The sequence below is a fragment of the Halorhabdus amylolytica genome (assembly GCF_004944975.1).
GTDB lineage: Archaea > Halobacteriota > Halobacteria > Halobacteriales > Haloarculaceae > Halorhabdus > Halorhabdus amylolytica.
In genome coordinates this window covers 21,183-47,987 of the sequence record NZ_SPQG01000003.1, presented here as the reverse complement: position 1 = coordinate 47,987, position 26,805 = coordinate 21,183, and the positions used below count along the sequence as shown (strand labels likewise).

The 26,805-nt window shown below is 64.4% G+C and carries 22 protein-coding genes and 1 pseudogene; 12 read left to right on the top strand and 11 right to left on the bottom strand.

All coding sequences use genetic code 11. The annotated features are described in order from the left end of the window. Positions 1–310: 310 nt before the first annotated feature. The 6 genes and pseudogenes from E3374_RS04935 to E3374_RS17545 all read left to right on the top strand — a co-directional run bounded on the left by E3374_RS04935 (position 311) and on the right by E3374_RS17545 (position 3,510). Positions 311–1,084 carry an SDR family NAD(P)-dependent oxidoreductase gene (locus tag E3374_RS04935; RefSeq protein ID WP_136687924.1) on the top strand — a complete coding sequence of 258 codons (774 nt, stop codon included), beginning with the start codon at positions 311–313 and terminating at the stop codon, positions 1,082–1,084. A 193-nt stretch (positions 1,085–1,277) separates the two neighbouring features. After that, on the top strand, positions 1,278–1,430 hold the full coding sequence (locus E3374_RS17060; protein ID WP_169051777.1) for a hypothetical protein: 153 nt from the start codon (positions 1,278–1,280) through the stop codon (positions 1,428–1,430). 83 nt (positions 1,431–1,513) lie between these two features. Further along, positions 1,514–1,708, top strand: coding sequence for a cold-shock protein (locus E3374_RS04930; protein WP_136687923.1), 195 nt, complete (start codon positions 1,514–1,516; stop codon positions 1,706–1,708). Positions 1,709–1,859: 151 nt separating this feature from the next. Further along, the gene (locus E3374_RS04925; RefSeq protein WP_136687922.1) at positions 1,860–2,303 is read left to right on the top strand and encodes a MarR family winged helix-turn-helix transcriptional regulator; all 444 of its coding nucleotides are present in this window, start codon (positions 1,860–1,862) and stop codon (positions 2,301–2,303) included. A gap of 101 nt (positions 2,304–2,404) precedes the next feature. Next, a pseudogene (locus tag E3374_RS17550) lies at positions 2,405–3,076 on the top strand (MFS transporter); the annotation flags it as partial. Positions 3,077–3,174: 98 nt separating this feature from the next. Beyond that, a complete protein-coding gene (locus E3374_RS17545) occupies positions 3,175–3,510 on the top strand; it encodes an MFS transporter (RefSeq protein ID WP_248299406.1) in 336 nt (111 codons plus the stop codon). A gap of 102 nt (positions 3,511–3,612) precedes the next feature. Here the strand turns inward: E3374_RS17545 and E3374_RS04915 are convergent, their stop codons facing one another. From E3374_RS04915 to E3374_RS04905, 3 genes are all read right to left on the bottom strand, one after another. Further along, positions 3,613–3,993, bottom strand: a complete 381-nt coding sequence (locus E3374_RS04915) for an ACT domain-containing protein (protein ID WP_136687921.1) — start codon at positions 3,991–3,993, stop codon at positions 3,613–3,615. 217 nt (positions 3,994–4,210) lie between these two features. After that, a complete protein-coding gene (locus E3374_RS04910) occupies positions 4,211–5,545 on the bottom strand; it encodes a metallophosphoesterase (protein ID WP_136687920.1) in 1,335 nt (444 codons plus the stop codon). A 112-nt stretch (positions 5,546–5,657) separates the two neighbouring features. Next, a complete protein-coding gene (locus E3374_RS04905) occupies positions 5,658–7,508 on the bottom strand; it encodes an SLC13 family permease (protein WP_136687919.1) in 1,851 nt (616 codons plus the stop codon). A gap of 112 nt (positions 7,509–7,620) precedes the next feature. Here E3374_RS04905 and purH point away from each other — a divergent pair, with 112 nt between their 5' ends. The 4 genes from purH (at position 7,621) to folP (ending at position 13,557) form a co-directional block, all read left to right on the top strand. Further along, positions 7,621–9,201, top strand: coding sequence for a bifunctional phosphoribosylaminoimidazolecarboxamide formyltransferase/IMP cyclohydrolase (gene purH, locus E3374_RS04900; protein WP_136687918.1), 1,581 nt, complete (start codon positions 7,621–7,623; stop codon positions 9,199–9,201). 89 nt (positions 9,202–9,290) lie between these two features. After that, entirely contained in the window at positions 9,291–10,079 is a 789-nt protein-coding gene (locus E3374_RS04895; RefSeq protein ID WP_136687917.1) for a LolA-like protein, read from the top strand. A gap of 82 nt (positions 10,080–10,161) precedes the next feature. Continuing rightward, on the top strand, positions 10,162–10,983 hold the full coding sequence (locus E3374_RS04890; RefSeq protein ID WP_136687916.1) for a hypothetical protein: 822 nt from the start codon (positions 10,162–10,164) through the stop codon (positions 10,981–10,983). A 135-nt stretch (positions 10,984–11,118) separates the two neighbouring features. After that, positions 11,119–13,557 (top strand): dihydropteroate synthase, encoded by a 2,439-nt coding sequence (folP, locus tag E3374_RS04885; protein ID WP_136687915.1) that lies wholly within the window; start codon positions 11,119–11,121, stop codon positions 13,555–13,557. 85 nt (positions 13,558–13,642) lie between these two features. On the opposite strand, the gene E3374_RS04880 is transcribed toward folP, so the two are convergent. The 5 genes from E3374_RS04880 to grpE all read right to left on the bottom strand — a co-directional run bounded on the left by E3374_RS04880 (position 13,643) and on the right by grpE (position 19,667). Beyond that, positions 13,643–14,677: a phosphate signaling complex PhoU family protein gene (locus E3374_RS04880; protein ID WP_136687914.1), complete on the bottom strand. Its 1,035-nt coding sequence runs from the start codon at positions 14,675–14,677 to the stop codon at positions 13,643–13,645. An 83-nt stretch (positions 14,678–14,760) separates the two neighbouring features. Then, a complete protein-coding gene (locus E3374_RS04875; protein ID WP_136687913.1) occupies positions 14,761–15,843 on the bottom strand; it encodes an ATP-NAD kinase family protein in 1,083 nt (360 codons plus the stop codon). An 83-nt stretch (positions 15,844–15,926) separates the two neighbouring features. Beyond that, positions 15,927–16,739 (bottom strand): aldo/keto reductase, encoded by an 813-nt coding sequence (locus tag E3374_RS04870; protein ID WP_136687912.1) that lies wholly within the window; start codon positions 16,737–16,739, stop codon positions 15,927–15,929. A gap of 110 nt (positions 16,740–16,849) precedes the next feature. Continuing rightward, positions 16,850–18,793: a molecular chaperone DnaK gene (gene dnaK, locus E3374_RS04865; protein WP_136687911.1), complete on the bottom strand. Its 1,944-nt coding sequence runs from the start codon at positions 18,791–18,793 to the stop codon at positions 16,850–16,852. 139 nt (positions 18,794–18,932) lie between these two features. After that, on the bottom strand, positions 18,933–19,667 hold the full coding sequence (grpE, locus tag E3374_RS04860) for a nucleotide exchange factor GrpE (RefSeq protein ID WP_136687910.1): 735 nt from the start codon (positions 19,665–19,667) through the stop codon (positions 18,933–18,935). Positions 19,668–19,790: 123 nt separating this feature from the next. Here grpE and E3374_RS04855 point away from each other — a divergent pair, with 123 nt between their 5' ends. Then, positions 19,791–21,152 carry a DEAD/DEAH box helicase family protein gene (locus E3374_RS04855; RefSeq protein ID WP_169051776.1) on the top strand — a complete coding sequence of 454 codons (1,362 nt, stop codon included), beginning with the start codon at positions 19,791–19,793 and terminating at the stop codon, positions 21,150–21,152. Between the two features lie 115 nt (positions 21,153–21,267). Further along, the gene (locus E3374_RS04850) at positions 21,268–22,782 is read left to right on the top strand and encodes a DUF790 family protein (RefSeq protein WP_136687909.1); all 1,515 of its coding nucleotides are present in this window, start codon (positions 21,268–21,270) and stop codon (positions 22,780–22,782) included. Positions 22,783–22,873: 91 nt separating this feature from the next. On the opposite strand, the gene E3374_RS04845 is transcribed toward E3374_RS04850, so the two are convergent. The 3 genes from E3374_RS04845 to E3374_RS04835 all read right to left on the bottom strand — a co-directional run bounded on the left by E3374_RS04845 (position 22,874) and on the right by E3374_RS04835 (position 26,684). Continuing rightward, positions 22,874–25,126, bottom strand: a complete 2,253-nt coding sequence (locus E3374_RS04845) for a hypothetical protein (protein ID WP_136687908.1) — start codon at positions 25,124–25,126, stop codon at positions 22,874–22,876. Between the two features lie 116 nt (positions 25,127–25,242). After that, positions 25,243–25,779, bottom strand: a complete 537-nt coding sequence (locus E3374_RS04840; RefSeq protein WP_136687907.1) for a DUF7122 family protein — start codon at positions 25,777–25,779, stop codon at positions 25,243–25,245. Beyond that, positions 25,776–26,684, bottom strand: a complete 909-nt coding sequence (locus E3374_RS04835) for an RsmB/NOP family class I SAM-dependent RNA methyltransferase (protein ID WP_136687906.1) — start codon at positions 26,682–26,684, stop codon at positions 25,776–25,778. The genes E3374_RS04840 and E3374_RS04835 overlap by 4 nt, the downstream gene beginning before the upstream one ends. Positions 26,685–26,805: the final 121 nt, after the last annotated feature.

Genomic DNA, 26,805 nt, shown 5'->3' with positions numbered 1-26,805 from the left:
GCGAAGCGAGCGACCACCTTCACGTGGTTCAAATTCCGATCGACGAGTGAAACGAGTCGATCGGCGTTCGCCTCGTGATACTCGGCGAACTCCCAGCCCCACCGTCGGATTCCGTTCGTCATCCGACGAGTGTTGTCTGACTCCGTTCAACAGCACACTGTCAGAGTCCTATCGTCGTCTGATGCGCCCTGCCTCGCGGTGTTCAGCAGGACATCGTGAGTACGCGAACGAACACCGAAGAGGAAACAGACATCTGTCTGATGGATGTGCATGGGGTTTAATCACTCACGGCGACAAGCGAAAGCGTCCTATGAGCGTCATGGAGCGGTTTTCACTCGACGGCGACGTGGCCATCGTCACCGGGGCGGCCCAGGGTCTGGGTAAGCATATGGCAGGTGCCCTCGCGGAGATGGGGGCCGACGTGGCGATCGTCGACGTGCAGGGGGAGAAAGCGACGACGACCGCGAGAGAACTCGACGGCGAGACCGACGTGATCGCCGTCGAGACGGACGTGACCGACGAGGCGTCGGTCGAAGAGATGGTCGAACGCGTTACCGAACGGCTCGGGCCGATCGACGTGCTCGTCAATAACGCTGGTATCGTCGAGAACTCCCCCGCCGAGGAGACATCGATTGAGTCCTGGCGACGCGTACTCTCGGTGAATCTCGACGGTCCGTTTCTCTGTGCCAAACACGTCGGAACGCAGATGCTCCGTCGGGAAACGGGGAAGATCATCAACATCGCCTCAATGTCGGGTATCGACGTCAACGTTCCCCAGAAGCAGGCGAGTTACAACACGACGAAGGCCGGCCTCGCAATGCTCACCGAATCGCTCGCAGTCGAATGGGCCGACCGCGGCGTCAGGGTCAACGCCATCGCACCCGGGTACATGCGAACCGAACTCGTCGACGACGTTCTCGAAGCGAACCCGGACATGGAAGAGGAATGGCTCGAAAACACGCCGCTCGGTCGACTCGGCCGTCCGGAGGAACTCCGGGAACTCGTCGTCTACCTCGCTTCGGACGCCTCGTCATACATGACCGGGTCGACGATCGTCCTGGACGGCGGGTATACGTCTCGCTGACGTCTGCCAGGACAGAACGACGGGATTCTCTCACTGTATTGCGACGGCTCCCCACCCCGAAAGGGGCTATCCGTGGGACGACCCGATCAAAGATATCTAGCGAGGAGAGACCTCCGGAGACATGCGGCCGCAGTCCCTCCGTGAACGATCGCAAACACCTATGTAGGTCGTGAACGAATACCACAACTGGGAGATGTCATCCGAGACGTGTGCTGTCTGCGGCGGTCAGTACCCGTTCGACAGCACGGTGCATGTGCTCGTACATACGAACAGCGAGGAGGGCGCGATCGATTACTACGTCTGCCGGCGTTGTTACGAGGAGGAACTCGCGCCACTGGTCGCCTGAATCTTGCGATACGTTCACTCAACGGTCGTGGTACCACTACTCTCAGAAGGGTTATCCCCCGAGCGACACTACGTTTGTTTGCAATGGCAAACGGAACGGTGGATTTCTTCCACGACACTGGCGGTTACGGTTTCATTTCGACTGAGGACGAGGACGATGACGTTTTCTTCCACATGGAGGACGTTGGCGGCCCGGACCTCGAAGAGGGACAGGACATCGAATTCGACATCGAGCAGGCCCCCAAAGGCCCGCGCGCGACGAACGTCGTTCGCGCATAGATCATCCGAACACTGCCGTCGGGCAGTGCTCTGAACGCAATTCCGATTCTTTCGAACACTACGCTGCGAGCCCCTGCCTCGTTGGTGGACCGATATCGTGACCGGACGCCCCATTCGTGGCAATGAAGTTGTGTACGCAACTACCTGGCCTATGCCCGATCGCGAGCCCGTCGCCTGGCACGTCTCCCTGGCCGGCCGGGCACTCAGTCGGACGATCGAGGACGAACTCTCTGACCAGGACCTGGGTCGCGGCGAGTATCGGGTCCTGTTTGCGCTCGCCGAACGCGAGGGCCTCACCCAGACCGACCTCGTCGAACAACACCATCTGGAGAAGAGTTCGATCGCCCGCGTCGTGGCTCAACTCGAATCGAAAGGATACGTCGAGACGCGACCGGATCCCGATGACGGCCGGCGGAAGCGACTGCACCTGACGGACGCGGGACGAGAACTCCGTGAGGATATCGCCGCCGTGAAAGACCGTGTCGAGTCCCAACTAACCGAGGGACTGTCAGTCGAGGAGCGATCGGCGCTGGTCGGGCACTTGCGGACGGTCTGTCGGAACCTGGACGTGGATCTTCCGGAGGACGAAACGTGATCTCGTCGTCGATCTGAAGTCGCCTTCGGGATTAGGTCCCGCCGTCACCGTCCGCGGGGGTCGCACTCTGGGTGATCGTCGCTACGGGGACGCTGACGGTCATGGCCGGCGCGATACTGGGGCCGGTCGTCAACCAGATCCAGGCAGGACTGGCCGTCATGCAGTCCTTGGCAGGACTCATCATCACGACTCACGGTCTGTTCATCGTTCTCGCGAGCCTCACCGCCGGCGTCCTTATCGACCGATATGGGCCACGGAAACCCTATATCCTCGGGCTGGTGGTGTACGCACTTGCCGGCGGTGCCGGGCTCGTCGTCACGTCGTTTCCCGTCTTGCTCGTGACGCGGGCGGCACTGGGCGTCGCCGTCGCATTCGTCTATACGGGCGTGACGGTCCTCATTTACAACCTCTATTCGGGCCGACGGAAAGACCGCGCGATGGGGTTGCGAGCCGGCGCCAACAGCGTCGGGGCGTCGGTCTGGCCACTCGTCGGCGGAATCCTCGGGACCGCCTCCTGGCAGGTCCCCTTCGGCGTCTACCTCGTTGGCCTCCCGCTCGGCGTGGCCGCACTGCTGTTCGTCCCTGAGCCGGCGATGGAGTCGGACCCTTCGGAGAGCGACGGGGCGGGTGGTAGTCTCCGGCTGCTGGTGGACGTGATCACGGGGACGCCGTTGCTCCTCGCCGTCTACCTGCTTTACTTCCTGGCGAACGTCCTGCTTTACTCGATCGTCGTCTACTATCCGGGGATCTTAGAGACCTACGGGCTGGAGTCGTCGTTTCAGATCAGTCTCTACCTCTCGGTGATGGGGATCGCTGGCGGTGTTAGCGCCGCGCTGTCGATCGGATCCACCGGCTGTTCTCCTACGGCCAGTTGGCCCGGATCGCGTTTCTCCTCTGGACGATCGGCTTCGCCGTCGTTCCGGTCGCGAATTCCCCGGTCGTGGCGATCGCTCCGGTCGTGTTGTTCGGGCTCGGACAGGGGCTGGTCTTCCCGACGGCGATGCTCTGGGTCGAAGAGCTGGTTCCGGCGAGCCGAAAGGGGCAGTTCAGCTCGTACATCGCCATGTTCGGGTACGTGGGACAGTTCCTCTCGCCAGTGGTGTTCGGTCCGGTCGCGGCCGGGTTCGGCGTCGTCGCGGTCTTCGGCGTGACTGCGGGCGTCGTCGCCACACTTTTCGTGGGCACGACGATCAAAAATATACGATAACTCTCGTTATCTGGCCCTCGAGAGGACTGTCGACCGAATCCTGCTACTCGGAGATGACACGCGGAGTGTGTCGTCCAAACTCGGTGCAACCAACTATGGCCGTCAGTTCACGTCACAACCGAGATCCACGAGTGTACTGGCGGCGGTAGCAATGTCGTCCGTCTGGACGAGAAGGTGATCCGTCGAGTACGAAGAGAGAACGAAGACAGAGACCTCCGCATCTGCCAGGGCCGTCGCGACCGTTGCCAGAAATCCCACCAGCTCGAACGGGAGTTCTACGTCGAACGTCAAGCGCTTCCAGCCCCGCTCGATCGACTCGTACGCCACGCTATCGAGGGCGTCCTCCGCAATGATGGTCGTTGTCTCGGTCCCGTCTCGAACCGTCGCGAACGCAGTAGCGTACGTCTCCTCGGTTCGACAGACTGCATACGTACGATCCGAAATCGTCACGGTTGCACCGTCGAGGAACGCACTCGGTTCCATACCGACCCACCAGTTGAGTCGTGGAAAACAGTGTCGATCCCGGGCGGAGTTACAGGAGTGTCATTCGGTGTGTCGACGTACAGCACCCTTACGTACTCGATTCGGGCTGTGCAGAATACAGCTAGTCCGGAGTGGGTTCAGATCGAGGTATCGAGACGGCGAAAACGAGCGACGCTCGATCAAGTAGACGACTCGCGGTATGCCATGTGATACACGGTCATGGCTTTCGATCAGTTGTCGCTGATTCGAACTCCCTGGAATCACCGACGACCACCCGATCAGGAATGCTCGGATCAGGTACCCGGCCGACAGTCAGCAACCGTTCGGTGAACGTCAGGTCCTCTTTTGCGGGATCGGGTTTGTCTATCGTCTCGTACTCGACGGCCACGCCCCCGTCCTCGGCGGCGATCCGGACCACACTCAGCCGGAAGGTCGGGTGGAAGACCGGAGGGAGCAATCCAGCGATCACGGGCCGGCGATGGAAACGCTTCAGCCACGTCCCCGTGTTGACTATCGCCCGTCCGTCAACCTCCTCGACCGCCGGTCGGTGGGTATGTCCGTAGCAGAAGACGGCCGTCTCGGGACGCGCCTCGAAGACGTCTCTCGCCGCAGCGACGTACGGTTCGCTCGGATCGACCGTGAACTCCGTCTCGACGAGGCCGAACCGGTCGATGGTACGCTTGAAATCCTGGACGATGAACCGCAGCGGGATCCAGACCAGGACTAGTATCCCGACGATAGCCACGTTGATCGCCAGCACCGAGAACGCGAACGTCCCGGCGGATCCGAGTCGACCGAACGCCCCTTCGATGGCGTCGGTCGGCATCGACCAGATCCCGATCAGGTCGAGGCCGGCACCGATCGCGACAAGCGCGCTCAGATTGAACAGCAACAGGAACGGGACGGCGGCGTACCGCAGCAGGGGATGCATCTCGTTGTAGAAGTACTTCGAGAGGAACCACACCGGGACCCGCTCGGTGGGCGTGACCGCCTGGATATCCTTCAGCCAGTTGCGTCGTCCGCGGTCGGATACCTGGCCAGCTCGGCTGGTCACGAGCGTGTTGTAGTGATAGCCAAGCGGCTTCTCGTAGGGGTTGCCGAAGTCCACAAAGCGGTTGTTCGGGTCGCGCTGGTTGCCGTGTTCGAAGTGAATGACTCGCTTGCCAACAGGACGGGTGATCGATTGTTTCTGGACGAGATCCACGTTGTATTTGGCGAACCGCGTTACGTACTCGTCGTAGGCGGCGAGTTCGTGGTCGTGATTGCCCGGCAGAAGCGTGATCTGGACGTTCTCGCCGGTCGCACGGAGCTGTTCGAACAACTCCGGGTAGCGATCGACCAGCGCGTCGAACTTCTCGATGCCTTCCAGAGTGGTGAACTCCCAGAGGCCGAACGCGTCCCCGTTGATGAGTAGCTCCGCGTTCTCGTCAGTTCTCTCGAGACGTTCGAGAAACGCGAGCAGTTCGTCGAGGAACTCGACGTGTTCCAGTTGCTCGTCGCCGCCGATGTGGAGGTCGCTGATCGCGTAGTAGACCGTCTCGGCGTCACCCATTCGTCTTCGAGTGCGCGCGCTGTCTCAAAACACCTTCGCCCGGTGCCAGCCCGGAACACCCTCGCCCGGTGCCGACCTGGGTGTCGAGAAGCGAGCCGTCCATCGGGCGTGATCACGTGAGCCCCCACATCGTCGCGATCCCAACCGTCGTCACGACCGCAAGCAGCAACTGCAACGGGCCGCCGACTTTCAGGAAGTCCGAGAACCGATAGCCGCCGGGACCATAGACCATCAGGTTGGTCTGGTAGCCGACAGGCGTCATGAACGACATCGCGGAAGCGAACATCACTGCCAGCAGGAACGCGAAGGGGTCGGCTTCCATTCCGCCGGCTGCATCAACGGCGACGGGGATCATCAATACGATCGTTGCGACGGGGGTGATGACGTTCGCCAGGAGGCCGGTAAAGACATAAAACAGTAGCATCACCAGGATAAGCGGAAGGAACGCATCGGTAGCGACCAGCGCGTCGGCCAGCACTGAGGCCCCGCCGGTCGCCTCCATGGCGAACCCGAGCGGGATCACACCCGCCAGCAGGAAGACGATGTTCCAGGAGACAGCGTCGTAGGCGTCGGCTGGCGACAGACAGCCCGTGACGATCATCGCAAAGACGCCCGCGAGGGCGGCGATCACGATCGGAAGGAGGTTCGACGCCGCCGCACCGATCACCCCTGCCATGATCGCGACCGCGAGTGGCGTCTTCGGCGACAGCGGCGCGACCTCTGCCGGTTCGATCTCGTCGATCCGGTCGGCCTCCCCCTCGTCGACCACGATCAGATCACCCGACTCCGCGAAGTAATCGATGGCCGTCGACGATAGTCGGACCAGCAGGAGGTCGCCTGGCTCGACAGTGACCTCGTCCAGATCCTGACGGATGAGTTCGTCGCTTCGCCGGACCGCGAGGACCGTCGTCCGGTGGAACTCTTCGAGTCGCGCTTCCGCGAGCGTTTCCCCGACGTACGCCGAGTCCTCCGGGACAACCGCCTTGGCGAGGGTGTTCTCGGTTGGGCTGTCGTCGAAGGTGTCGTCGGTGACGTCTTCACGGACGAGGCGATGGAGGCCGTAGGCGTCGCGGAGCCGGGATACCGCCCGTCTCGGTCCGTTGACGACGAGGACGTCACCGGCGGCGATCCGCTGGTCGGTGTCCGGGACGGCGTAGGCCTCACCGTTCCGACGCAACTGGAGTACGTCGACCGGAACATCCTCTCGGTTCTCGATGTCGGCGACTGGCTCGCCGATGATAGTCGACGTCTCCGGGACGCGTAACTGGTCGAGGTGATCTTCGAGATTGAACTCCGAAACGAGATCCGTATCGACCGGGATCCGTGCGGGCGTGAGTCGACGGCCGATCGTCAACAGATACGCGAGTCCGACCGCGAGGACGATCACACCCAGTTGCGTGAACTCGAACATGCCGATACCGTCCCGCCCGGGAACGAGCTGTCGGGTGAAGTCACTGGCGAGGATGTTCGTCGAGGTCCCCACGAGTGTCAGCGTCCCGCCGAGGATCGCCGCGTAGGACAGGGGCAACAACAACTTCGACGGCGAGACGTCGCTCTGTTCGGCCAGATCAGTGATCATCGGGATGAACACGGCGACGACCGGGGTGTTGTTGACGAACCCCGCGATCGGCCCTGTCGTGCCGACCGTCGCCAGCAGGGCCCGACCTTCGTCGCCACGGACGAACCCCGCGAGCGAGACGCCGAGTCGCTGGACGAGTCCCGTATTCTGGATCCCCGCACTCAGCATGTACATCGCAACGATGGTGATCGTCGCGGGATTGGCGAACCCCGCGATGGCGTCCCGTGGCGTGACCCCGATGGTCGGCCCGAGCGCGGCCAGCGCGACGATGACGCCGATCGCCGTGACGTCGTTCGGGATCACCTCCGAGACGAACAGGACGAGTGCCACGCCGATGAGTCCGAACACGAGGGCTGCCTCGAACGGGATTCCCGCGATGGCCATGCCCCGTCGATTCGGGGGACAGGAATTAAGAATTGGGATGCAACGTCTTTCGGGTTGTCCCTGACCCGCCCGATCCGCAACTACTTTGCTGGCGGCCCGCCCCTCCCCGCACATGAAGCTCGCCGGAATGGCCTCGAATCGCGGCCGCAATCTGATGAACATCGCCGACCGCGCGCCGGGTGGGGCGGAGTTCGCCGTCGTCCTGACCAACGACGCCGACGCACCGGTGCTGGAGAAAGCCGCCGACCGGGACATCCCGACTGAAGTCGTCGAACGCGAGGAAGGGGAGGACCGCAAAGCACACGAGAAGCGCGTTCTCGATGCCCTCGGTGACTACGAGTTCGAACTCGTGGCGCTGGACGGCTACATGCGGATCCTCACCGAGACGTTCCTCGACGCTGCCCCGACGACGTTGAACGTCCACCCGGCGCTCCTGCCGGCGTTCAAAGGTATGAGTCCCCACGAGGATGTCCTCGAAGCGGGCGTGAAGACGACGGGCTGTACCGTCCACGTCGTCGACGAGACGGTCGACGACGGACCGATCGTCACCCAGGAACCCGTTCCCGTCCGGGAGGGTGACGCCGTCGAAGATCTCAAAGAGCGGGTGCTCTACGAAGGAGAATTCAGGGCTTATCCCCGTGCAATCGAGTGGTTCGCCGAGGACCGCGTCGAGATCGATCGGGACTCCGGAACGGTTTCCGTCGAGGGTGACGACGGCGGCGCGTACCCCGCCCGGCGGATCGCGAGCGACGACCGCGTTCGGGAACTCCGCTACGGTGAGAATCCCCACCAGGACGCCGCCCTCTATGCCGATCGGACCTGTGGGGAGGCCAGCGTCGTCCATGCCCCGCAACTCAACGGAGGTGCGAAGGGGATGGGTTACAACAACTACAACGACGCCGACGCGGCGCTGAACATCGTCAAGGAGTTCGACGAGCCAGCGTGTGCAGTCATCAAGCACACCAACCCGGCAGGCTGTGCGGTCGCCGAATCGATCAGCGAGGCCTACGCCGACGCCCTCTCGACTGATCCCAAAAGTGCTTTCGGGGGGATCGTCGCCCTCAATCGGACGTGTGACGCCGCGACGGCCGAGCAGATCGTCGAGTCCTTCAAAGAGGTCGTCGTCGCGCCGGGGTATACCGACGATGCCCTCGCGGTGCTCTTCGAGAAGGACAACCTCCGCGTTCTCGACGTGAGCGAGCAGTTCGATCCCACCGAGACGGTGACCGAGAAGCCGATCGTCGGCGGCCGACTCGTTCAGGATCGCGACCTCCAGACGGTCACACGCGAGGATCTCGAAGTCGTCACCGAGCGCGAGCCGACCGACGAACAGATCGAGTCGATGCTCTTCGCCTGGCAGACCATCAAGCACGTCAAATCCAACGCGATCCTCTTCGCGAAAGGCACGGAGACGGTCGGCGTGGGCGCAGGCCAGGTCTCTCGGGTCGACGCCGTCGAGATCGCGAAGATGAAAGCCGAGGCAGACGCCGAGGGCAAGGACGCCGACGGCGCGGTGATGGCCAGCGACGCCTTCTTCCCGTTCCCGGACGGCATCGACGCGGCCGAGGAGGCCGGCATCGAGGCGGTCATCCAGCCCGGCGGGAGCGTCAACGACGACGACGTGATCGAACGGGCCGACGAACTCGACATGGCGATGGTCTTCACCGGCACGCGGGCGTTCCGACACGATTGAGTCGCCGCCCCCACTCTGTCAGTTTCCAGACAGTATCGAGGGAAAGACGGTCCCTTTTTACGGGCCCACGGAAAGTACGGATGAGATACATGCGACGACGTACGCTTGCCCTGATTGCTCTCCTCGGGATGGTGGTCCTCGCGGGGTGTAGTGGTGGGGCGACGACCGAGAAGGTCGACGGATCACAGGCCCAGTCGGAGACACTCGCGGCAATGGACGCCGTCGAATCCTATCACGTTACTTCGAACACGACGATAGTCCAGACGGTCAACAACCGGACACAGCGCCAGACGATCGAGTCCGACGGAGCGTTCGATCGGGCGGACCAGCGGCTGCAGATCAACCAGACTGTCTCGGTGAGCGGGATGGCCCAGCAAGCCAGTGTCTACGTATTGAACGAGTCGCTCTACGAGTACAGTCCCGCCTACGCCAGCCAGTACGGCTCGGAGTGGGTGACCGTCGAGATCGGGGACAGTTTCTTCGACCAGCAAGACACCCTCTCCCGCCAGCGGGCGTTCCTGACGAACGCTTCGGTGACGACAGGTGGTACCGAGACCGTTGACGGAACTGAAACACGGCTCCTCGAAGCCGACGTCGACGAAGACGCGACGAGCGATCAGATCATGGCCCGCCTCGGCGCCGGGTCGGGCGTCGAGTACGACGTGACCAACGTCGAACAACGTCTCTGGGTCGATCCAGACACTGATCGTCCGGTGAAAAGCACTGTCTCGATGAACGCGACAGTCACGCAAGCGGGACAGACTGCCGACCTGACGATGGACATCGAACTCGCGTTCGAGTACGACCGTGACGTTTCTGTTTCACTCCCAGAAGCGGCCGATTCGGCGGTTTCGCTCGGAAACAAGACCAGTTCGTAGCGCTACGGTGGGGTCTCTGGACCGCCCCGCCCGCCTTCCCGGCTTAGCCGGGTTTATTTCGGTCGGTCCCGTTGGAACCGATATGACGACTCGAACACACCTCGCGGGTGCTCTCCTCCTGGCGACAGTGTTGCTTGCCGGGTGTGTCGGAAGCGGATCGACGACGCCGACAGCGACGCCATCCGAGACCGTCGAAGGCGAGGTCCCCGGGGCGAACGCACTGCGAGCCGACACGCTATCGGCGATGGAGAACGTCTCCGCCTACACCGCCGACCAGAACGCGACAATCGTCCAGCACCTCGCGGACGGCGACCTGACGAGCACCATCGACGTCGAATACGCCCTCAACCGGACCAGCCGCTCACTGGTTTCCCATCGGACGGTAACTCGATCCGGTCAGCGGGTCACCGTCGAGCGGTACGTCCTCGATCAGACGCTCTATCAGCGCAGCGATCGGTTCCGGGCGGAGTACGGTTCCGAGTGGATCGAACGGGATGTCTCGGAGAGCTTTGCGCGCCACTGGACCCTCTACGATCAACTCCGGCTACACCAGTTATTCCTCGACAATGCTTCGCTGTCGGACCTCGAGACAGTGACTCTCGATGGGTCGGAGGCATACGTCCTGCACGCCGCATTTGACACGGCGGAACTGAATTCGGCGCTCCGGGACACGCTCGACTTTCCGCCAGGTGTCGAGGCCAACGCGACCCTCCGGGCGACGTTCTGGATCGACCCCGAGACGACTCGCCCGATCAAGATCCGGCGGACGGCCGAACTCACCCGGACGATCGAAGGGCAGTCGGTCGATGTCGACCGTGAGATCACCACCCGACTCACCTACGAGAACGTCTCTGTCTCTCTCCCCGAGGGCGCGGCGGACGCCAGCATCGTCGGCGAGGAGTGAGGGGCTGATCCGTCGGGGAGATGGGGCCGTGACAGGGAGATCTGACTCCGGGAGGACGGGAGGCATCTGACTCCGGGAGGACGGGAGGCATCTGACTCCGATAGGCTAAAGCGCGCCGGCCCGATGCCAACAAGCATGCGCTATCACGAGGCTGCGAACTTTCTTTTCGACCTCCGCCGGTTCTCTCCGCGTCCCGGAACTGAGGCGACGCGGGAGATGCTCGCGTATCTGGACGATCCACAGGTGCCACTCACTACGGTCCAGATCGCCGGCTCCAACGGCAAGGGAAGCACCGCCCGGATGCTCGAGACGGTGCTCCGAGAGGCGGGACTGGACGTCGGGATCTACATCTCGCCGCATCTCGACGACGTCCGTGAGCGCGTCCGAGTCAACGGACGGAAACTGTCGAAGGCAGCGCTCGTCGAGTTCGTCGAGCGGATCGAACCCTACGTCACCGAGAACGCGGCTGCCGGCGACGCGCCGACGTTCTTCGAGACGCTGACGGCCTTGGCGCTGTGGGAGTTCGGCCGCCGCGAGGTCGACGTCGCGATCCTGGAGGTCGGCATCGGCGGCCGCCACGACGCCACCAGCGTGGTCGACCCCGTTGCCAGCGCGGTCACGAGCATCACCCTCGAACACACGGACTTCCTCGGCGAGACGATCGAGGAGATCGCGAGCGACAAGGCCGCGGTCGCCCCCGAGGAGGCACCGCTGGTGACGGCCGCGACCGGCGACGCGCTGGCCGCCATCCGCGGTGAGGCGGGCGAAGTACTTCGAGTGGGGACCGACGACGATGCCACGGTCTCGGTCGGGGCTGACGGTCGCGACGGCCTGGAGGGACTTGTCACGCTGTCAGGCCCGGACTGGTCGGTCGAAGCGCGTCTCCCCCTGTTAGGGACCCATCAGGCTCGAAACGCGGGTGTCGCGGCTGCCCTGTCCCGGCAGGTCGCCGACGTGAATGAGACTGAACTCGCAAGCGGTCTCCGGCGGGCTACCTGGCCAGGCCGATTCGAAGTACTCGATCGCGAACCGCTGGTCGTCCTGGATGGTGCACACAACCCCGGCGGCTGTGAGCAGGTTGCCGAGACTCTCTCGACGTTCGAGTACGACGACCTGCACCTCGTCGTCGGGGCGATGTGCGATAAGGACCACCGAGGAATGGCCGCGGCGCTGCCCGAACCCGACACCGTGATCACTGCTCGCCCGGACGTCGACCGGGCGGAGGACGAGGGGGTCCTCGCCCGGGCGTTCGTGATCGAGACTGACGCCGACGTCGAGACGCGGTCGACGGTGGCGGACGGGCTTGATCTGGCACTCGAGACCGCCGGCTCGGACGACGCCGTCCTCGTCGTGGGTTCGCTGTACGCCGTCAGGGAGGCACGGTCGCGCTGGACGCGAGCGAAGGTGCCCAAACGCGTCGGGTCGCTTCCGGAAGCCCAGGCGGTTCTCGAAGACGCTCACGTCACCGACGAGGACGCCTGGGAGATGCGGGCTCAGGGCGTCCATCGCGTCCTGAAGACGCGCCTCCAGCCTCGGGAAGCTCGGACTCTCAGAGACGCACTCCGTTCAGTGGGCGGAGAGTGTGCGATCTCGGCCGTCGACGACAGCGAGCGCGAACGCGTCGACGTTCTCCTCATGGGGACCCACGCGCAGTTCGAACGCGTCGTCGGGCGACTCGGGGATCGATCCCACGTCGGATCGTCGCTGGCTGAGGAACTTCGGAAGGCGCTTTCCGTCGACGTCGTTCCCGACGATCAGGGTCTCCCCTGGGAGGACGGCACGGCCGTGATGGGGATCTTGAACGTCACGCCCGATAGCTTCCACGACGGCGGCGAGTACGACGCCCTCGCGGACGCGCTCGATCGCGCCGAGGAGATGATCGAGGCGGGCGTCGACATCGTCGACGTCGGGGGCGAGAGCACCCGACCGGGTGCCGATCCAGTGCCCGTCGAGACCGAGCACGATCGCGTGGTCCCGGTGATCGAACGCCTCGCCGGCCGGGACGTGACCGTCTCGGTCGACACGCGGAAGGTCGAAGTCGCGGAGGCGGCCCTGGAAGCCGGCGCGGACGTTCTCAACGACGTCTCCGGGCTCGAAGATCCCAGCATGGCGCGTCTCGCGGCTGAACACGATGCGTCGGTCGTCGTCATGCACAGTATCGACACGCCTGTCGATCCCGACCACGAGGTCCACTACGACGACGTCGTCGAGGACATCCTCGACGAACTCACAGAACGCGTCTTGCTGGCCGAGAAGGCTGGCCTCGACCGCTCGCGGATCCTCGTCGATCCCGGCCTTGGCTTCGGGAAGAGTGCCGCGGAGAACTTCGAAGTGCTCGATCGTCTCGAGGAACTCCGCGGGCTGGGCTGTCCGGTCCTGATCGGTCACTCCCACAAGTCGATGTTTGAACTGATCGATCGCGACGCCGAGGAGCGCTACGAACCCACGATCGCGGCCACCGCGCTAGCGGCCGACCGCGGTGCCGACGTGATCCGGGTCCACGACGCGGCGGCAAACGTCGCGGCCGTCGACGTCGTACGCGCGGCCGCCGATTCGGATCGCTTCGAGAAGTGAATGTCTTAGAGGACCGGGTGCCTTCGAGAAGTGACCGCTTGGAACGGGCCGGACGCCCTTGAGGCTGCGAGCGACCCCGCGTTCCTCACTCGATCGTCGTGTGTTCGGACTCCTCGTTCAGTGCGAGATTCGTGGCGATCTCGGCGTTGCGGACCGCGTACTGGGCCGTCTCCTGGAGCGCGACCAGAACGTCCCTGACCGCCAGCAGATCGCTGTTGGGCATCTCTTCGAGCCCGTCGAGCAATTCGTCCTCGCAGTGGTCGATCTCCCGGAACCGTGTACGGACGTCGTTCGCGATCTCGAAGTCGCGTTCGACGACGGCTTTGACGGCCATCTCGGTGAGTTCGTCGACCTGTTCGGTCAGGTCCCGGATCCGTTCCATCGTCTCCGAATCCACGTTGAGACGGTGGCCGTCGGTCTCGAGGGCGATGTCCGCGATGTCCTCGGCGTTATCGGCGATCAACTCGAGGTTTTTCGCGACTGACCGATAGCCGACCAGCGGGAACCCATCCTCCAGTCCCACGGCGTGGGCGAGATTGGGGTTCTGGTAGGCGGTGAAGATCAGCCGCAACAGCAGGACGAAGATCTTGTTGGCCTGTCGTTCGCGATTGAGTGCCCGCTGGGCGAGGTCGGGATTGCCGTGTGCCAGTGCCTTGATCCCCTCGGTTCGCATCGTACTCCCCGTACTCTCTAAGCGTTCAAGCAGGTTTTCGAGACGGAAGTCCCCCGGGTCCACCGAACACCGGATGGCGATCCGCCGTGGGGTCTCCTCGATGACGCCCAGCCCCATCAACTGTGTCTCGGCGTTGTAGACGGCGTTGATGTGCGAACTCGGCAGTGTCTTGCCTTCGTCGGCCTCGACGTGGATCACGCGCCGGCCGAGGACGTACTGGGCGACGATAGCCCGCTCGACGGAGTCCGCGTCGAGCGTCGACACGTGGATCGTCGCCTCCGATTTCCCCGAGTCGACGGACTCGGGAAAGACGGTCAACATGCCTTTCCCACCGATTCGCAGGGTCACTTCGTCTCCCTTCTGTACCCCGTTTTCGCTCGTCCAGTCAGCCGGGAGTGTCATCGCCAGCGTTGAGGGTCCGAGCTGTTGGACCTTCCGCGTATCCATACACCTCTTATGTGACCAGTCGACCTTAAGTCTATCAATACTACGAGGGTATGCCTAGGTCGCCGAAAGCAAACCTCTAGGCCCTAGACGATCCGGACGAGTCGGGTTTCGACGCGCCCGACTCGAACGCGATGCCAGCCCCGCAGTCGCTCGTCGAGGGCGCGGTCGCCGGTATCCACCCGGAGGACGCCGATCCCGTCTAGTTTCCGGCGCGAAGCGACGATCCGGACGTCGGACTGTCGGAGGACGGCAGGGGAGAGTTGCTGATTGCCACGACCGAAGACGAACCCCTGGCCGCCGATCGGCGAGACGAACACGACGTTGTCAGTCCCGAGACTCGCGAGGATCTCGGACTCGCCGCCGTCCTCGACCAGGACGTTGCCGTCCCGCCAGACATCGACGCCCAGTGGCGATCCCTCGAACCCGAGCTGTGATTCGATCGCGCCGACTGTACTCCCCGGTCCGAAGACGTAGGTCGTTTCAGGATCGACCCCGGCGGCGACACCCGTTGCGAGCGTCTCCACCGTCCCCCCGACTCGTTGTTTGGGTGACTGCCGTCGCCGATCGACTGGCGTCTTCGCTGTCGATCGTAACACCGTCGAGACCTCCCCCTCCCGGAAGGCGTCCTCGTCGAGATCCAGGACGTCACCTGGTTCGGTCTCCTCGAACGTGGTGACGATCTCCGCGGCGGCCGTCGGATCGACGGCGAAGACGCCCGAGTAGACTTTCACGCCCGCCGGGACGCCGAGCATCGGTATCTCGCTCCCGAGCCCGTCGAGCGTCTCGGCGACGTCGACGGCGGTGCCGTCGCCCCCGACGAACACCACCACGTCGACGTCTGCGGCGACCAGCGCGGCGACGGCACGTCGGGTGTCGGCCGCCGTCGTTTCGCCGATCGACGCCGCTGGTCCCGCGACTGGTTCGGCCACGACGGTCGGATCGAACCCTGCTTCGCGGGCGATATCGGCCCCCATGATCCCCGCCACCGTCACCACCGACACGGTATCGTGAGACGCCAGCGCGTCGAGCGCCCGTCGCGCCCGGTCGGGAGCGCGTGGCTCCGCCCCGCGCTGACGGGCCTCGGCGACCTTGCCATCGGTCCCTTTCAGCCCGACCCGTCCGCCCATGCCGGCGATCGGATTGAGCAGGATACCGACGCGGCGCATACCAGAAGATAAGCCGTGATCCCGGAAAAACACGGGGATCGTCGGCGATCACGACGGGAACCGTCTGCGACACCGGAACGGATTCACTCCGGGCGGTGATGCCAGGGGGCGCTGTCGAAGTCGACGTGGCGTTCGGTCCGGTCGATGGCGTCGATGGCAGCGATGTCATCCGCGTCGAGTTCGAGGTCGAGACTCCCGAAGTTGTCCCGGATATGGGCCTCGCTCGTGGCCTTCGGGATCGGATAGGCGCCCTTCTGACGGACCCACGCCAGGCTGACCTGAGCCTCGCTGACGCCGTGCTTTTTCGCGATCTCGGTGATCTCGGGCACGTCGAAGACGTCCCCGCGGGCGAGCGGGGAGTACGCGACGACGTGATGGTCGTGTTCGTCGGCGTACTCGCGCAGTTCCGCCTGGGGGAGCAGCGGATGCATCTCGATCTGATTGGCGAACAGGGGCACATCGAGGACGTCGAGAGCGCGATCGAGGTTGTACGGCTCGAAGTTCGAGACGCCGACGTGTTCGATCAGCCCACTTTCGCGGAGTTCGTCGAACGCCGGTAACGTCTCTTCAGGATCGTACTCGCCGGTCGGCCAGTGGACGTACAGCAGATCGAGAGACTCGACGCCGAGGCGCTCACGGCTGTTCTCGGCGGCTTCGAGGACCTCCTCGTAAGCGACACCCGTCGCGGACGGGTGAACCTTCGTCGCGAGGAAGATCTCATCGCGATCGACGTCGGCCCGGGCGATCCCCTCGCCGACGGCGTCTTCGTTGCCGTAGAACTCCGCGGTATCGACGTGCCGGTAGCCCATCTCCAGGGCGGTCCGGACGCTCTCGGCACACTGTTTCGGATCCTCGTTCTGCCAGGTACCGAGGCCGATCTCGGGTAATGCCGTCATGTGTGATCGATCGTGATCGAAACCTATGGGTATTATCATCGACGGCGAAAAATCACCTCACTCATCGAAACGCGGTTCGATCGGAGCGGGTCTCGGCCCCGCGACTCGTGTTACTCGTCCTCGTCGTCTTCGTCTTGGACCTCTTCGAAGTCAGCGTCGACGTACTCTTCGTCGTCGGCATCACCGGTTCCAGCGCCACCGGCACCTGCCGGGCCACCGGCGCCAGCGGGACCGCCAGCGCCCATACCGCCCATGCCGCCGGCACCGGCCGCACCACCAGCGGCTCCGGCACCCCCAGCACCCTCGGCGGCCTGCTCCTGGTACATCTGCTTGCCGATCTCCTGGAGCGCCTCGGTCAGTTCCTCGGTCGCGCTCTCGTAGTCGTCCTTCGTGGCATCGTCGTCTTCTAGAGCCTCCTCGACGGCATCGATCTTGTCTTCGATGTCTTCTCGGAGGTCGTCGTCGACGGCCTCGTCGTTTTCTTCCAACAACGTCTCGGCACGCTGGACGGCGCTCTCGGCCTCGTTTCGTGCCTCGATACGCTCACGGCGCTTCTGGTCTTCCTCGGCGTGTTGTTCGGCCTCTTCCTGCATCTCCTCGATCTCCTCGTCTGAGAGGCCAACGCCGCCCTCGATAGTGATCTCTTCGGAGTTACCGGATCCCTGATCCTCCGCGGAGACGTTGACGATACCGTTCTCGTCGATGGAGAACGTGACCTCGATCTGGGGCGTGCCCGCGGGCGCCGGCGGGATCCCCTGTAGCATGAAAGCCCCGAGGAGTTCGTTCTCCTCGGCGATCTCTCGCTCGCCCTGGAAGACACGGATCTGGACCGACGTCTGGTTTGCGGCCGCGGTCGTGAAGATCTTCGACTCCTCGGTCGGGATGGTGGTGTTCTTCTCGATGAGCCGTTCGAAGAGCCCGCCCTTGACCTCGACGCCAAGGCTGAGAGGCGTCACGTCGAGCAGAACGATGTCGTCGACGTCGCCCGAGAGGACGCCGCCCTGGATCGCGGCGCCCAGCGCGACGGCCTCGTCGGGATTGACGTTCTTCTTCGGTTCCTTGCCCGTGAGTTCCTCGACCTTCTCCTGGACCTGTGGCATCCGGGTCGATCCACCCACGAGGAGCACCTCGTCGATGTCAGACTTCGAGTAACCGGCGTCCTCCAGAGCCTGTTCAGTGGGTTGAACTGTCCGCTCGATGAGGTCCTCTGTCAGGCTCTCGAACTTCGCACGGGTGAGGTCCTTCTCCAGATGGACCGGGCCGTCGTCGGTCGACGTGATAAAGGGCAGGTTGATCTCCGTCTCCTTGCGCGAGGAGAGTTCGATCTTGGCCTCCTCGGCGGCATCCTTCATGCGCTGGAGTGCCTGACGGTCCTCCCGGAGGTCGATTCCGTGTTCGTTCTCGAAGTCCTCGGCGAGCCAGTCGATAACTGCCCGGTCCCAATCGTCGCCGCCGAGATCGTTGTCCCCGTTGGTCGCGACGACTTCGTAGACGCCCCCACCCAGGTCGAGGATCGAGACGTCGAAGGTCCCACCACCCAGGTCGTAAACGAGGACGGTCTGATCGGACTCGTCGTCAAGTCCGTAGGCCATCGAGGCCGCCGTCGGCTCGTTGATGATGCGCTCGACCTCGAAACCGGCGATCTCGCCGGCGTCCTTCGTCGCCTGTCGCTGATGGTCGTTGAAGTACGCCGGGACCGTGATGACGGCCTTCTCGATCTCCTCGCCGAGGTACTCCTCGGCGTCGCGTTTGATCTTCTGGAGGACCATCGCCGAGATCTGCTCGGGCGTATACTCCTCGTCCTCCAGGGAGACGGTGTAGTCCTCCTCGCCCATATGACGCTTGATCGACTGGATCGTGTGGTCGGGATTCTTGACGGCCTGGTTCTTCGCCGGCTTGCCGACGAGTTGCTCCCCGTCGTCGAACGCCACGACCGAGGGCGTCGTCCGCTCGCCCTCGCTGTTGACGATGATCTCCGGGTCGCCACCCTCCATCACCGCGAACGCGCTGTTGGTCGTCCCCAGGTCGATTCCGAGAATCTTGTTGCTCGCCATCTTGTCCGCATCTACCGGCTTGTGCCGGTTAAACATTACTAGACAGGCCGAACCACGCTCCGGACCGGTGTCGCTCCCGTCTTGCGGTTTGTCTCGACGGGGACGTTCACAGTCGAGGGTTTTATACAGAAGTTCCGTCCTACTCTTGGTCGTCCGCGCCCTCCTCCGGACGATCCCCGTCCGTCTCGTACTCGTCGTCCCTCGGCCCGTCGCTGACGGCCACCTGTGCCGGACGGAGTACTTTCTCCCCCATTACGTACCCGGGCCGGTGAACGTCGGCGATCGTCCCTTCGGGCTGGTCGGCCTCGATCTGAGCCAGTACTTCGTGACGTTCGGGGTCGACCTCGTCGCCAGGCGCGGGTTCGATCGGGTCGACGTTCTCCCGGTCGAGTTCCCGCTCGAACTGTCTAAACGTCGATTCGACGCCCTCTCTGAGATCGTCGGAGTCGTCCTGGTCGAGAGCGCGCCGTAGGTTGTCCCGGACATCGAGCAGCCGTTCGACCAGGTCTTCAGTGGCGCGCTCGCGTTCCTTCTCGCGCTCACGTTCCATGCGCTTCTTGTAGTTCTGGAAGTCCGCTTGCTTGCGCTTCAGACGGGAAGTGAGGTCCTCGATCTCCTCGTTCTTTTCCTCGAGGCTCGCCTCGAGTTCGTCAATCTCGTCGCGGAGCGTCTCGATCTCCAGTTCGCGGGCAGCGAGTTCGTCGGCGAGTTCGGTGTCGTCGGTTTCGCGGATATCCTCAAGGAAATCCTCGCGGAGCGAGGAGACGCTTTCGTCGCTGGATTCGGGGGGTTGGGCCGAGCCCTCTGGCGCGTCGTCGCTTGCCCCCTCCTCAGTCCGTTCGACGTCCTCGCCGTCTTGCTCGGTCTCAGTCATGGTCGATAGGTGCCCGTCAGCGGATAAAAGGATTGAGAAAGCCCTCGTCCGGACGCGGAGTCGAGTCCGTCCAAACGCCCTCCGGGAACAACCTTTTGGCTGCCGACCGGCCACAGAAGGACAGTGGCTCCGCTCGCGCTTACCTACGAGTCCGGCACGATCCGCGTCGAGGGAGATCTCCCCGAGTCGGTCGCCACGATGGCGGATCTCAAACGCGACGACCGTTCGGACACCTGGCGAGCCCCTGGCTACCGATACATGGCCGTTCGCCGCGCGCTCGGTGAGGCCGACTGCGACATCGAGGACGCGGTCCTCTCGGCCCCGTCGGTCGATGTGACCTCTTCCTATCGTCTCAGGAACTATCAACGCGAGGCCCTTGACGCCTGGCGCGAGGCAGACGAGCGCGGCGTCCTCGAACTGCCGACCGGCAGCGGCAAGACCGTGATCGGGATAGAGGCCATCGCGACGCTGGGGACAGCCGCGCTGGTCGTCGTCCCGACGATCGACTTGCTCGAACAGTGGCGCGCGGAACTCGAAACCGAATTCGACGTGCCGATCGGCCAGTTGGGCGGCGGCGAGCAGCGCCTGGAAGCTGTCACCGTCGCCACGTACGATTCGGCGTACCTCCGGGCCGACGGGATCGGCGACCGCTTCGGGCTGGTGATCTTCGACGAGGTTCACCACCTCGGCGGGGAGGGATATCGCGACATCGCTCGCCTATCGGCTGCCCCCGCCCGTCTCGGGCTGACAGCTACCTTCGAGCGGTCGGACGGCGCTCACGAGGTGATCGCCGAGCTGGTGGGGGATCCGCTCTACCGGCTCGACCCGGACGACCTGGCGGGTGAACACCTCGCACCCTACGACATCAAGCGGATCGAGGTCGAGTTGACTGACGAGGAGCGCGGGACCTACGAGGCCAATCAGGAGACGTTCACCGAGTACCTCGCGAGTTCGGATCTGCAGTTGACCAGCGGCTCGGACTATCGCAAGCTCGTGATGCGCTCGGGCTCGGACCCACGGGCCCGCGAGGCACTGCTGGCGAAGGAACGCGCCCGTGACGTCGTCCGGACGGCCGATCGGAAGGTCGAAGTCCTCGCCGACCTGCTCGATCGCCACACTGACGACCGCGTCATCGGCTTCGCCGCTACGACCGACTTCGTCTACGAGCTGTCCGAGCGGTTCCTCCGGCCGGCGATCACTCACGAGACGGGTACCCGCGAGCGTCGCGAGATCCTCGAACGGTTTCGCGCCGGGACGTACTCGACGGTCGTCACGGCGAACGTCCTCGACGAGGGGATCGACGTGCCCGCGGCGAACGTCGGGATCGTGCTCGCCGGCAGCGGCAGTCAGCGGGAGTTTACCCAGCGGCTCGGGCGCATACTTCGGCCGACGGAAGGGGACGACCGCGCCCTGCTGTACGAGGTGATCTGTGCGGACACTGCGGAAGAACGGGTCGCGCGACGCCGGCGGTCCGATGGTGAGTAAGCCACGGAAATTACGCCTTCGCCACCGTCGCGGACGTTCGAGACGGAATGGCGGGACTGGCCACTGTCGATCCCCGTCCGTCGGCTTTTCACCCCTCTGTCCCGAACGGGGAGGCGTGTTGGGAAAAGACCTGTTGCGGGTCTCGCGGGCCGGCGGCGGCTATCACCCGCAATTCGTCAACGGGGACCACCGTAATCTGGCGGCCCGGACGGTCGGGGTCTTTCAGGGCCACGTGGGCCACCGGCGACGAGTGCTCGATGCGGCGCTGGCCGACCTGGAACGGGACGCACCGGACTTCAAACTCGTCCGTGGGTTCGCGTCGTTGCTCGAACGCGACGCGACCTTCGAGACGCGGGCGCCGCTCTCCCCCGTGCGTGCACGACGTGCGGCGTTCGCCGCCGCCGAGACAGTGGGCGTCGTCACGGAGGACGACCGTCAGCGGGCACTCAAACGAGCCGCCGATCGGATGGGGGCTGACGCCGACGCCGTCTCGGGATCACTGTACGCGGACCGGGAGGCCGAACAGGTCCTGACGGCGTTCGATCCGCGCTGGACACCGACGGAGTTGCTCGACCAGTACGATCTCTCGCTCGCGCAGACGGCGCTGTTCGACGCCACCGAGGTCCGGGTTCGGTCGAACGATCCAAGGAAACTGGTCTCGGCGGTCAAGCGACTGGGACTGCTCTACGAAGTGAACAAAGACGACGGAGAGTGGGAATTACTCGTCACGGGGCCGGACGCGCTCTTTGAATCGACCCGGCGGTACGGAACCCGGTTCGCCCGTCTGCTCCGGAGTGTGGCGACGACCGCGGAGTGGAACCTGGAAGCGACGATCGACGACGACGGGACCGAGCGCCGACTGGAACTGTCTGATACCGACCTTTCGGTCCCCGGCGTCGAACCCGTCACGGACGCGAGTTACGACAGCGAGGTCGAAGCCGACTTCGCGACCCGCTTCGAGTCGCTGTCCCTCCCCTGGGAACTCACACGCGAACCGGAACCCCTCGAAGTCGGGACGAGCGTCGCTATCCCCGATTTCGCATTCGACTACCGGCACGCCGACTTCCGGGTCTACTTCGAGATCATGGGCTTTTGGACGCCCGAATACGTCGGGAAGAAACTCGACCAGTTCGAGGCGATCGAGGACGTGGAATTGCTCGTCGCCTTCGACGAAAGTCTCGGCGTCGGCGAGGCGATCGAGGCGCGCGATCATCGGGCGATCCCGTATTCCGGCCGGGTCAGGATCAAGGACGTTCGGGAAGCCCTCCGGCGCTACGAGGCCGATCTCGTCAACGAGGCGGCCACGTCGCTTCCTTCGGAGCTGGACCCCGAGACGGACGTGATCACACTCACAGACCTGGCCGCCGAGCACGGCGTCAGCGAGAGCGCGATCGAGCGAGTAGCCGTCCCCAGCCACGAGCGCGTCGGCCGGACACTCGTTCGACCGGCGGTTCTGGACGCGCTGGAGGACGAGATCGAGGCCGGCATAGACCTCGCGGAGGCGGAGACGGTCCTTGAGGAGTACGGGATCGACGATGCGAGCGCGGTACTCTCCCGGTTGGGGTATCGTGTCGAGTGGGAGGGTCTCGGTGGCGGCGTGGTTCGGGAGCGCGAGAAACCTGGGGAGTGACTATGTCCCCCTTTCTCCGGTTCCCAGACGGCCTCGATCGCGTCTCGGTCCGCGACAGTCCGACTGTCGATCACGCGGTTAGAACGGTCCGTCAGGTCTGGCGACGGATCGCGAGTGCCGCCACAGCGACGATTGCGAGCAGCGCCAGCACGGCCGTCAATCCCTGACCGTCGGTTTCGGTTACTCCGGTCGTCGTCTCGGCGGCCGCGTCTGTCGTCGTCACGGTAGTCGTATCTGTCGTCGTCTCGGCGGTCGCCGTGGTCGACGTCGCCGTCGCGGTGGTAGTGGTGGTCGTCGGATCGATCGAGAAGCGTCGCTGGGTGGTCGTTCCGTCGACCTCGACGCGGACAGTGTAGCTCCCCGCCGACTCGCCTGCGAGATCGAGCGTCGTCTGCCACTCGCCGGCCGATCCGATCCGAGTCGTCTCGGCAGTCACCGTGGTGCCGTCGCGGTAAACCTCGACGGACACGTCGGTTCCTGCCTGGCGGTTGGTCGTTCCGGAAACGGTTACGTCACCGGGTTCGACGGTCCCGTCCGCCGGGGGCGCGTCGATCGCGATCCGTGGATACGTGACGTCGAGACGCAACTCGCGGAGCCGGTCGTCCGAGCCCGCCCGGGTGTAGGCGTCCCGGACTTTCGCCAGCAGTTGCGTCTGTGACTCCCGTCCCGTTACGTGCGTCCGGACGGAGTTCGGCGTCGACTCGAAGGACCCGTCGTCGCCGCGGGAGACGACCACGAACCGGTACTCCCCGCGAGTGGTGAAGTCTCCGAGGTCCCGTTCGAGCAGTCCGTCCCGCACGGCCGCCGTCTCCGCAGTCTGGAGGGCTCCCCGGGGCGTCACGACGTAGAGGTGGATGTCCTCCTGATCGGTCCCGGTCTCGATCGAGAGAGTCACCTCGTCGCCAGTGTCGAAGGCCACTTCCGGCTGGGAGAGGCTGGCCCTCAGCTCCCCGCTTCCGATCCGGATCGATACGGATTCGGCATCGAGGCTGGCGAACTCGGCGGCAGACAGCCGCTGGTCCGGGTCGTACTGCTCGCCAGCGTCGGCCGCGACGGCGATCCAGTAGGTCCCCCTGGCGTTGATCACTCGGGAGGTGTCGATCCGGAGCGTGTAGCGACCGTCGCTCCGGACGTCGGCCCTCGCGTACCGATCGCTCGACCCGTCCCGGAACAGCGGCTCCCATCGGTTGTCGATCCGCGCGTAGGCCGTGACTGTCGACGCACCCCTCGCCTGTCCGGTGAGCGTCAGTTCCGACCCGAGGATTGCCGTGGCAGGGTACTCGGTGACACTCACTGCGCGGCGATCGACGCGCAACGAGGCCCGGGACAGCGATGTCCCCCGGATGCTGGTCCCCTGGACGAGCTCGATCCGGGCCGTGTTATCCGATCTGAGCCCGTCGCTGTGGATGCGAACACGTCCCTCACCGCGGTCGTCGAGACGGACGACTGCGGCGACCGCGCCGGGGGCGTCACTCCCGATCCGATCGACGACTGCGCCCGACGCGGCGAACACCTGGTGGGCCCCCTCGTCGGTCGCTGGGACGCCGTCGAGGTCGCCGCTCCTGATCCGGAGCAGTACCCGCTCGCCGGGATCGCCGATCACGGTCGCAATCGTCGACTCGCCACGCGAGACGGTGCTCCGGTCGAGCGCGATCGTCGGCCGGCTACTCCTGATCACGACGGTCGCTGTCCGCGACGCGTCGAGTTCGCTCGCCTCGACCTCGATCCGGTAGGCACCCTCCGGCTGGTCCGTGAAGTTCGCCCGGACGCTATCCTCGGCGTCGGTGAGGTGTCTCGCCGTTCCCGAGCCGAGGACTTCCCGCGTCACGTCGAGTCCGTCCGGATCCTCGACACTCACTTCGATCCGGTCGGCCGCCTCGAAGTTGAACTGCGCGGCGATATCGACGACCGCGTCGGCAGGAATGCGTCCGCCCGTTACGTTCGCGCCGTTCTGTGTCCGGACTGTCACCGACCTGATGACCGGCGCTCGGACCACGACATCGGTCCGCCCGTCTCCGTTCGTATCGTATGTCCCAGTCCGGAAGTTTCGGAAGTCGACCCGGGAGGCGTCGTCTGCTTGCTCGAACTCTCCCTCGGCGTTACCCGCCAGTCCCTCGAAACTCACGGACCCTGTACCGATCGGATCGCCCGACTCCGACTGTCTGACCTCGGTAACGTTCAGGACTTCCCCCTCGAAGACGACGACCGGTGCCGACACGTTCCCGAGCCTGTCCCGCGGTTCCTCGGCCCCACTCGCTATCCCTCCCAACCCCGCGACACCGATGGCGACGATCACGACCGTCACCACGAGCCCGAGAACGGCTTTCCGATCGAATCCTGTCACATCCGGTTTTCCCGCCGTCATCCTGCGAATGAACGCTCACATCGAATATAAATTATCGCATTAATTGAAGCAGTGACATGGGTTCGGACGAAGTGACGCTGGAATTGCGGGTCCTGTCAGAGGTTACGTCGCCGCCCCTTGGGAACCTGTGATCGGAGTTCGTCGTAGACGTACAACCCGACTCCAAGCGGTTCGCGCTCGCCAGCGAGATTGTGCGTGACGATCAGATATCCCCAGTCGCCGTCCCACGCGGGTTCCTGGTCCTCGCCGGCGAGAAACCTGCGCGACTCATCCCGCGAGAGGTGAATCACGTTCTTCTCGGCGTGACCGCCGAACCGTTGGACGGCCTCCAGGGTCGGCTTCCAGTGTTCCTGGCGCGTCCGCAGGAACGTCATTCCGAGGGCCTCGATCTCGACCGGTGACGGGAGGTCCCCGCAGAACGCCCAGATCTTGCCCGAGCCACGCTCCCAGAAGGTGTGATCGTCGAACGTTTCCGGCGGGACGCCGAACCGGTCCGCCCAGAAGTCGAGGACGGCTTCGCGAGTGGGTCGTCCCGGGACCTCGCGTTCCGCTTCGGTTTCGGGCAGCCGATCGAACCGCTCGCTATCGTTCTCGGGGGCGTTCGTGTCCCCGTCTCGATCACTGTCGGTCATTCAGTTACCTCCAGTTTCGCAACGAAGAACCCGCCGGTGTCGTTGAAGTGTGGGTAGATCCGCCGGGCCTTCCGGACGTTCGGATCGAATGATTCGTCCTCCCACTCCGTGACGCCGGGACGGGATTGCAGCGGCAGTTCCACCTCAACCAGCCGGCAGGGGTGCTTCTCCAGCGCGGAGTCCAGGACGGCCTCGTTCTCCTCTGGTGCGAACGTACACGTCGAGTAGACGACCGTCCCACCCTTGCGGGTCGCCTCGATCGCCCGCCGGAGGATCCCCTTCTGGACGCCAGCGACCCCCTGGACGTGTTCGAAGGTCCACTGTTCGAGAGCGTCTGGGTTCTTCCGGATCGTCCCCTCACACGAACAGGGAACGTCCACAAGCGCCCGGTCGTAGGACTTACCGTCGAACGGTTTCAGGGAGTGATTGCGGGCGTCCTCGTTGGTGACCGCGAGGTTCGTCACGCCCAGGCGCTCGGCGTTCGATCGGAGCGCCGAGAGCCGCCCGAGGTTGTTGTCGGTCGCCACGAGCAGGCCTTCGTCGTCCATCAGCGCGGCGAGTTGCGTGGTCTTGCTCCCCGGTGCCGCGGCGGCATCCCAGACGCGCTCGCCGGGTTGCGGATCGAGCACTAACGGTGGGAGCGCCGAGACCTCCTCCTGGCCGTGGAGCCACCCCTGGATGTACGGCCAGTTCGATCCGGGATCGCCTTCCGGGAGTTTGAGCACCCCGTCGTGCCAGCCTGTTGGTTCGTGGCTGATGTCCTCCTCGGCGAGTGCTTCCCGCGCCCGTTCGACCGTCGTCTTCAGCGTGTTCACCCTGACGACCGACGGGAGCGAACGCTCACAGGCTGCCCGGAAGGCCTCGAAGTCCTCGACGATGGGCTCGTAACGCCGCAGTACTTCCATCGGGGGCGCTTGGCATGGATCCGGTTTGACGGTTTCGAACGGGCGATCGGATGGCCGGGGGCAAACTGGTCCGAACGGATGATTGTGAATACCGTCGGGATGGTGGGCCCGCCCGGCACGT

Excerpts from the sequence above, each read along its gene's own strand:
- E3374_RS04935 (WP_136687924.1), top strand. The coding sequence starts at position 311 with ATGAGCGTCATGGAGCGGTTTTCACTCGACGGCGACGTGGCCATCGTC.
- E3374_RS17060 (WP_169051777.1), top strand. The coding sequence starts at position 1,278 with ATGTCATCCGAGACGTGTGCTGTCTGCGGCGGTCAGTACCCGTTCGAC.
- E3374_RS04930 (WP_136687923.1), top strand. The coding sequence starts at position 1,514 with ATGGCAAACGGAACGGTGGATTTCTTCCACGACACTGGCGGTTACGGT.
- E3374_RS04925 (WP_136687922.1), top strand. The coding sequence starts at position 1,860 with ATGCCCGATCGCGAGCCCGTCGCCTGGCACGTCTCCCTGGCCGGCCGG.
- E3374_RS04915 (WP_136687921.1), bottom strand. The coding sequence starts at position 3,993 with ATGGAACCGAGTGCGTTCCTCGACGGTGCAACCGTGACGATTTCGGAT.
- E3374_RS04910 (WP_136687920.1), bottom strand. The coding sequence starts at position 5,545 with ATGGGTGACGCCGAGACGGTCTACTACGCGATCAGCGACCTCCACATC.
- E3374_RS04905 (WP_136687919.1), bottom strand. The coding sequence starts at position 7,508 with ATGGCCATCGCGGGAATCCCGTTCGAGGCAGCCCTCGTGTTCGGACTC.
- purH (WP_136687918.1), top strand. The coding sequence starts at position 7,621 with ATGAAGCTCGCCGGAATGGCCTCGAATCGCGGCCGCAATCTGATGAAC.
- E3374_RS04895 (WP_136687917.1), top strand. The coding sequence starts at position 9,291 with ATGCGACGACGTACGCTTGCCCTGATTGCTCTCCTCGGGATGGTGGTC.
- E3374_RS04890 (WP_136687916.1), top strand. The coding sequence starts at position 10,162 with ATGACGACTCGAACACACCTCGCGGGTGCTCTCCTCCTGGCGACAGTG.
- folP (WP_136687915.1), top strand. The coding sequence starts at position 11,119 with ATGCGCTATCACGAGGCTGCGAACTTTCTTTTCGACCTCCGCCGGTTC.
- E3374_RS04880 (WP_136687914.1), bottom strand. The coding sequence starts at position 14,677 with ATGGATACGCGGAAGGTCCAACAGCTCGGACCCTCAACGCTGGCGATG.
- E3374_RS04875 (WP_136687913.1), bottom strand. The coding sequence starts at position 15,843 with ATGCGCCGCGTCGGTATCCTGCTCAATCCGATCGCCGGCATGGGCGGA.
- E3374_RS04870 (WP_136687912.1), bottom strand. The coding sequence starts at position 16,739 with ATGACGGCATTACCCGAGATCGGCCTCGGTACCTGGCAGAACGAGGAT.
- dnaK (WP_136687911.1), bottom strand. The coding sequence starts at position 18,793 with ATGGCGAGCAACAAGATTCTCGGAATCGACCTGGGGACGACCAACAGC.
- grpE (WP_136687910.1), bottom strand. The coding sequence starts at position 19,667 with ATGACTGAGACCGAGCAAGACGGCGAGGACGTCGAACGGACTGAGGAG.
- E3374_RS04840 (WP_136687907.1), bottom strand. The coding sequence starts at position 25,779 with ATGACCGACAGTGATCGAGACGGGGACACGAACGCCCCCGAGAACGAT.
- E3374_RS04835 (WP_136687906.1), bottom strand. The coding sequence starts at position 26,684 with ATGGAAGTACTGCGGCGTTACGAGCCCATCGTCGAGGACTTCGAGGCC.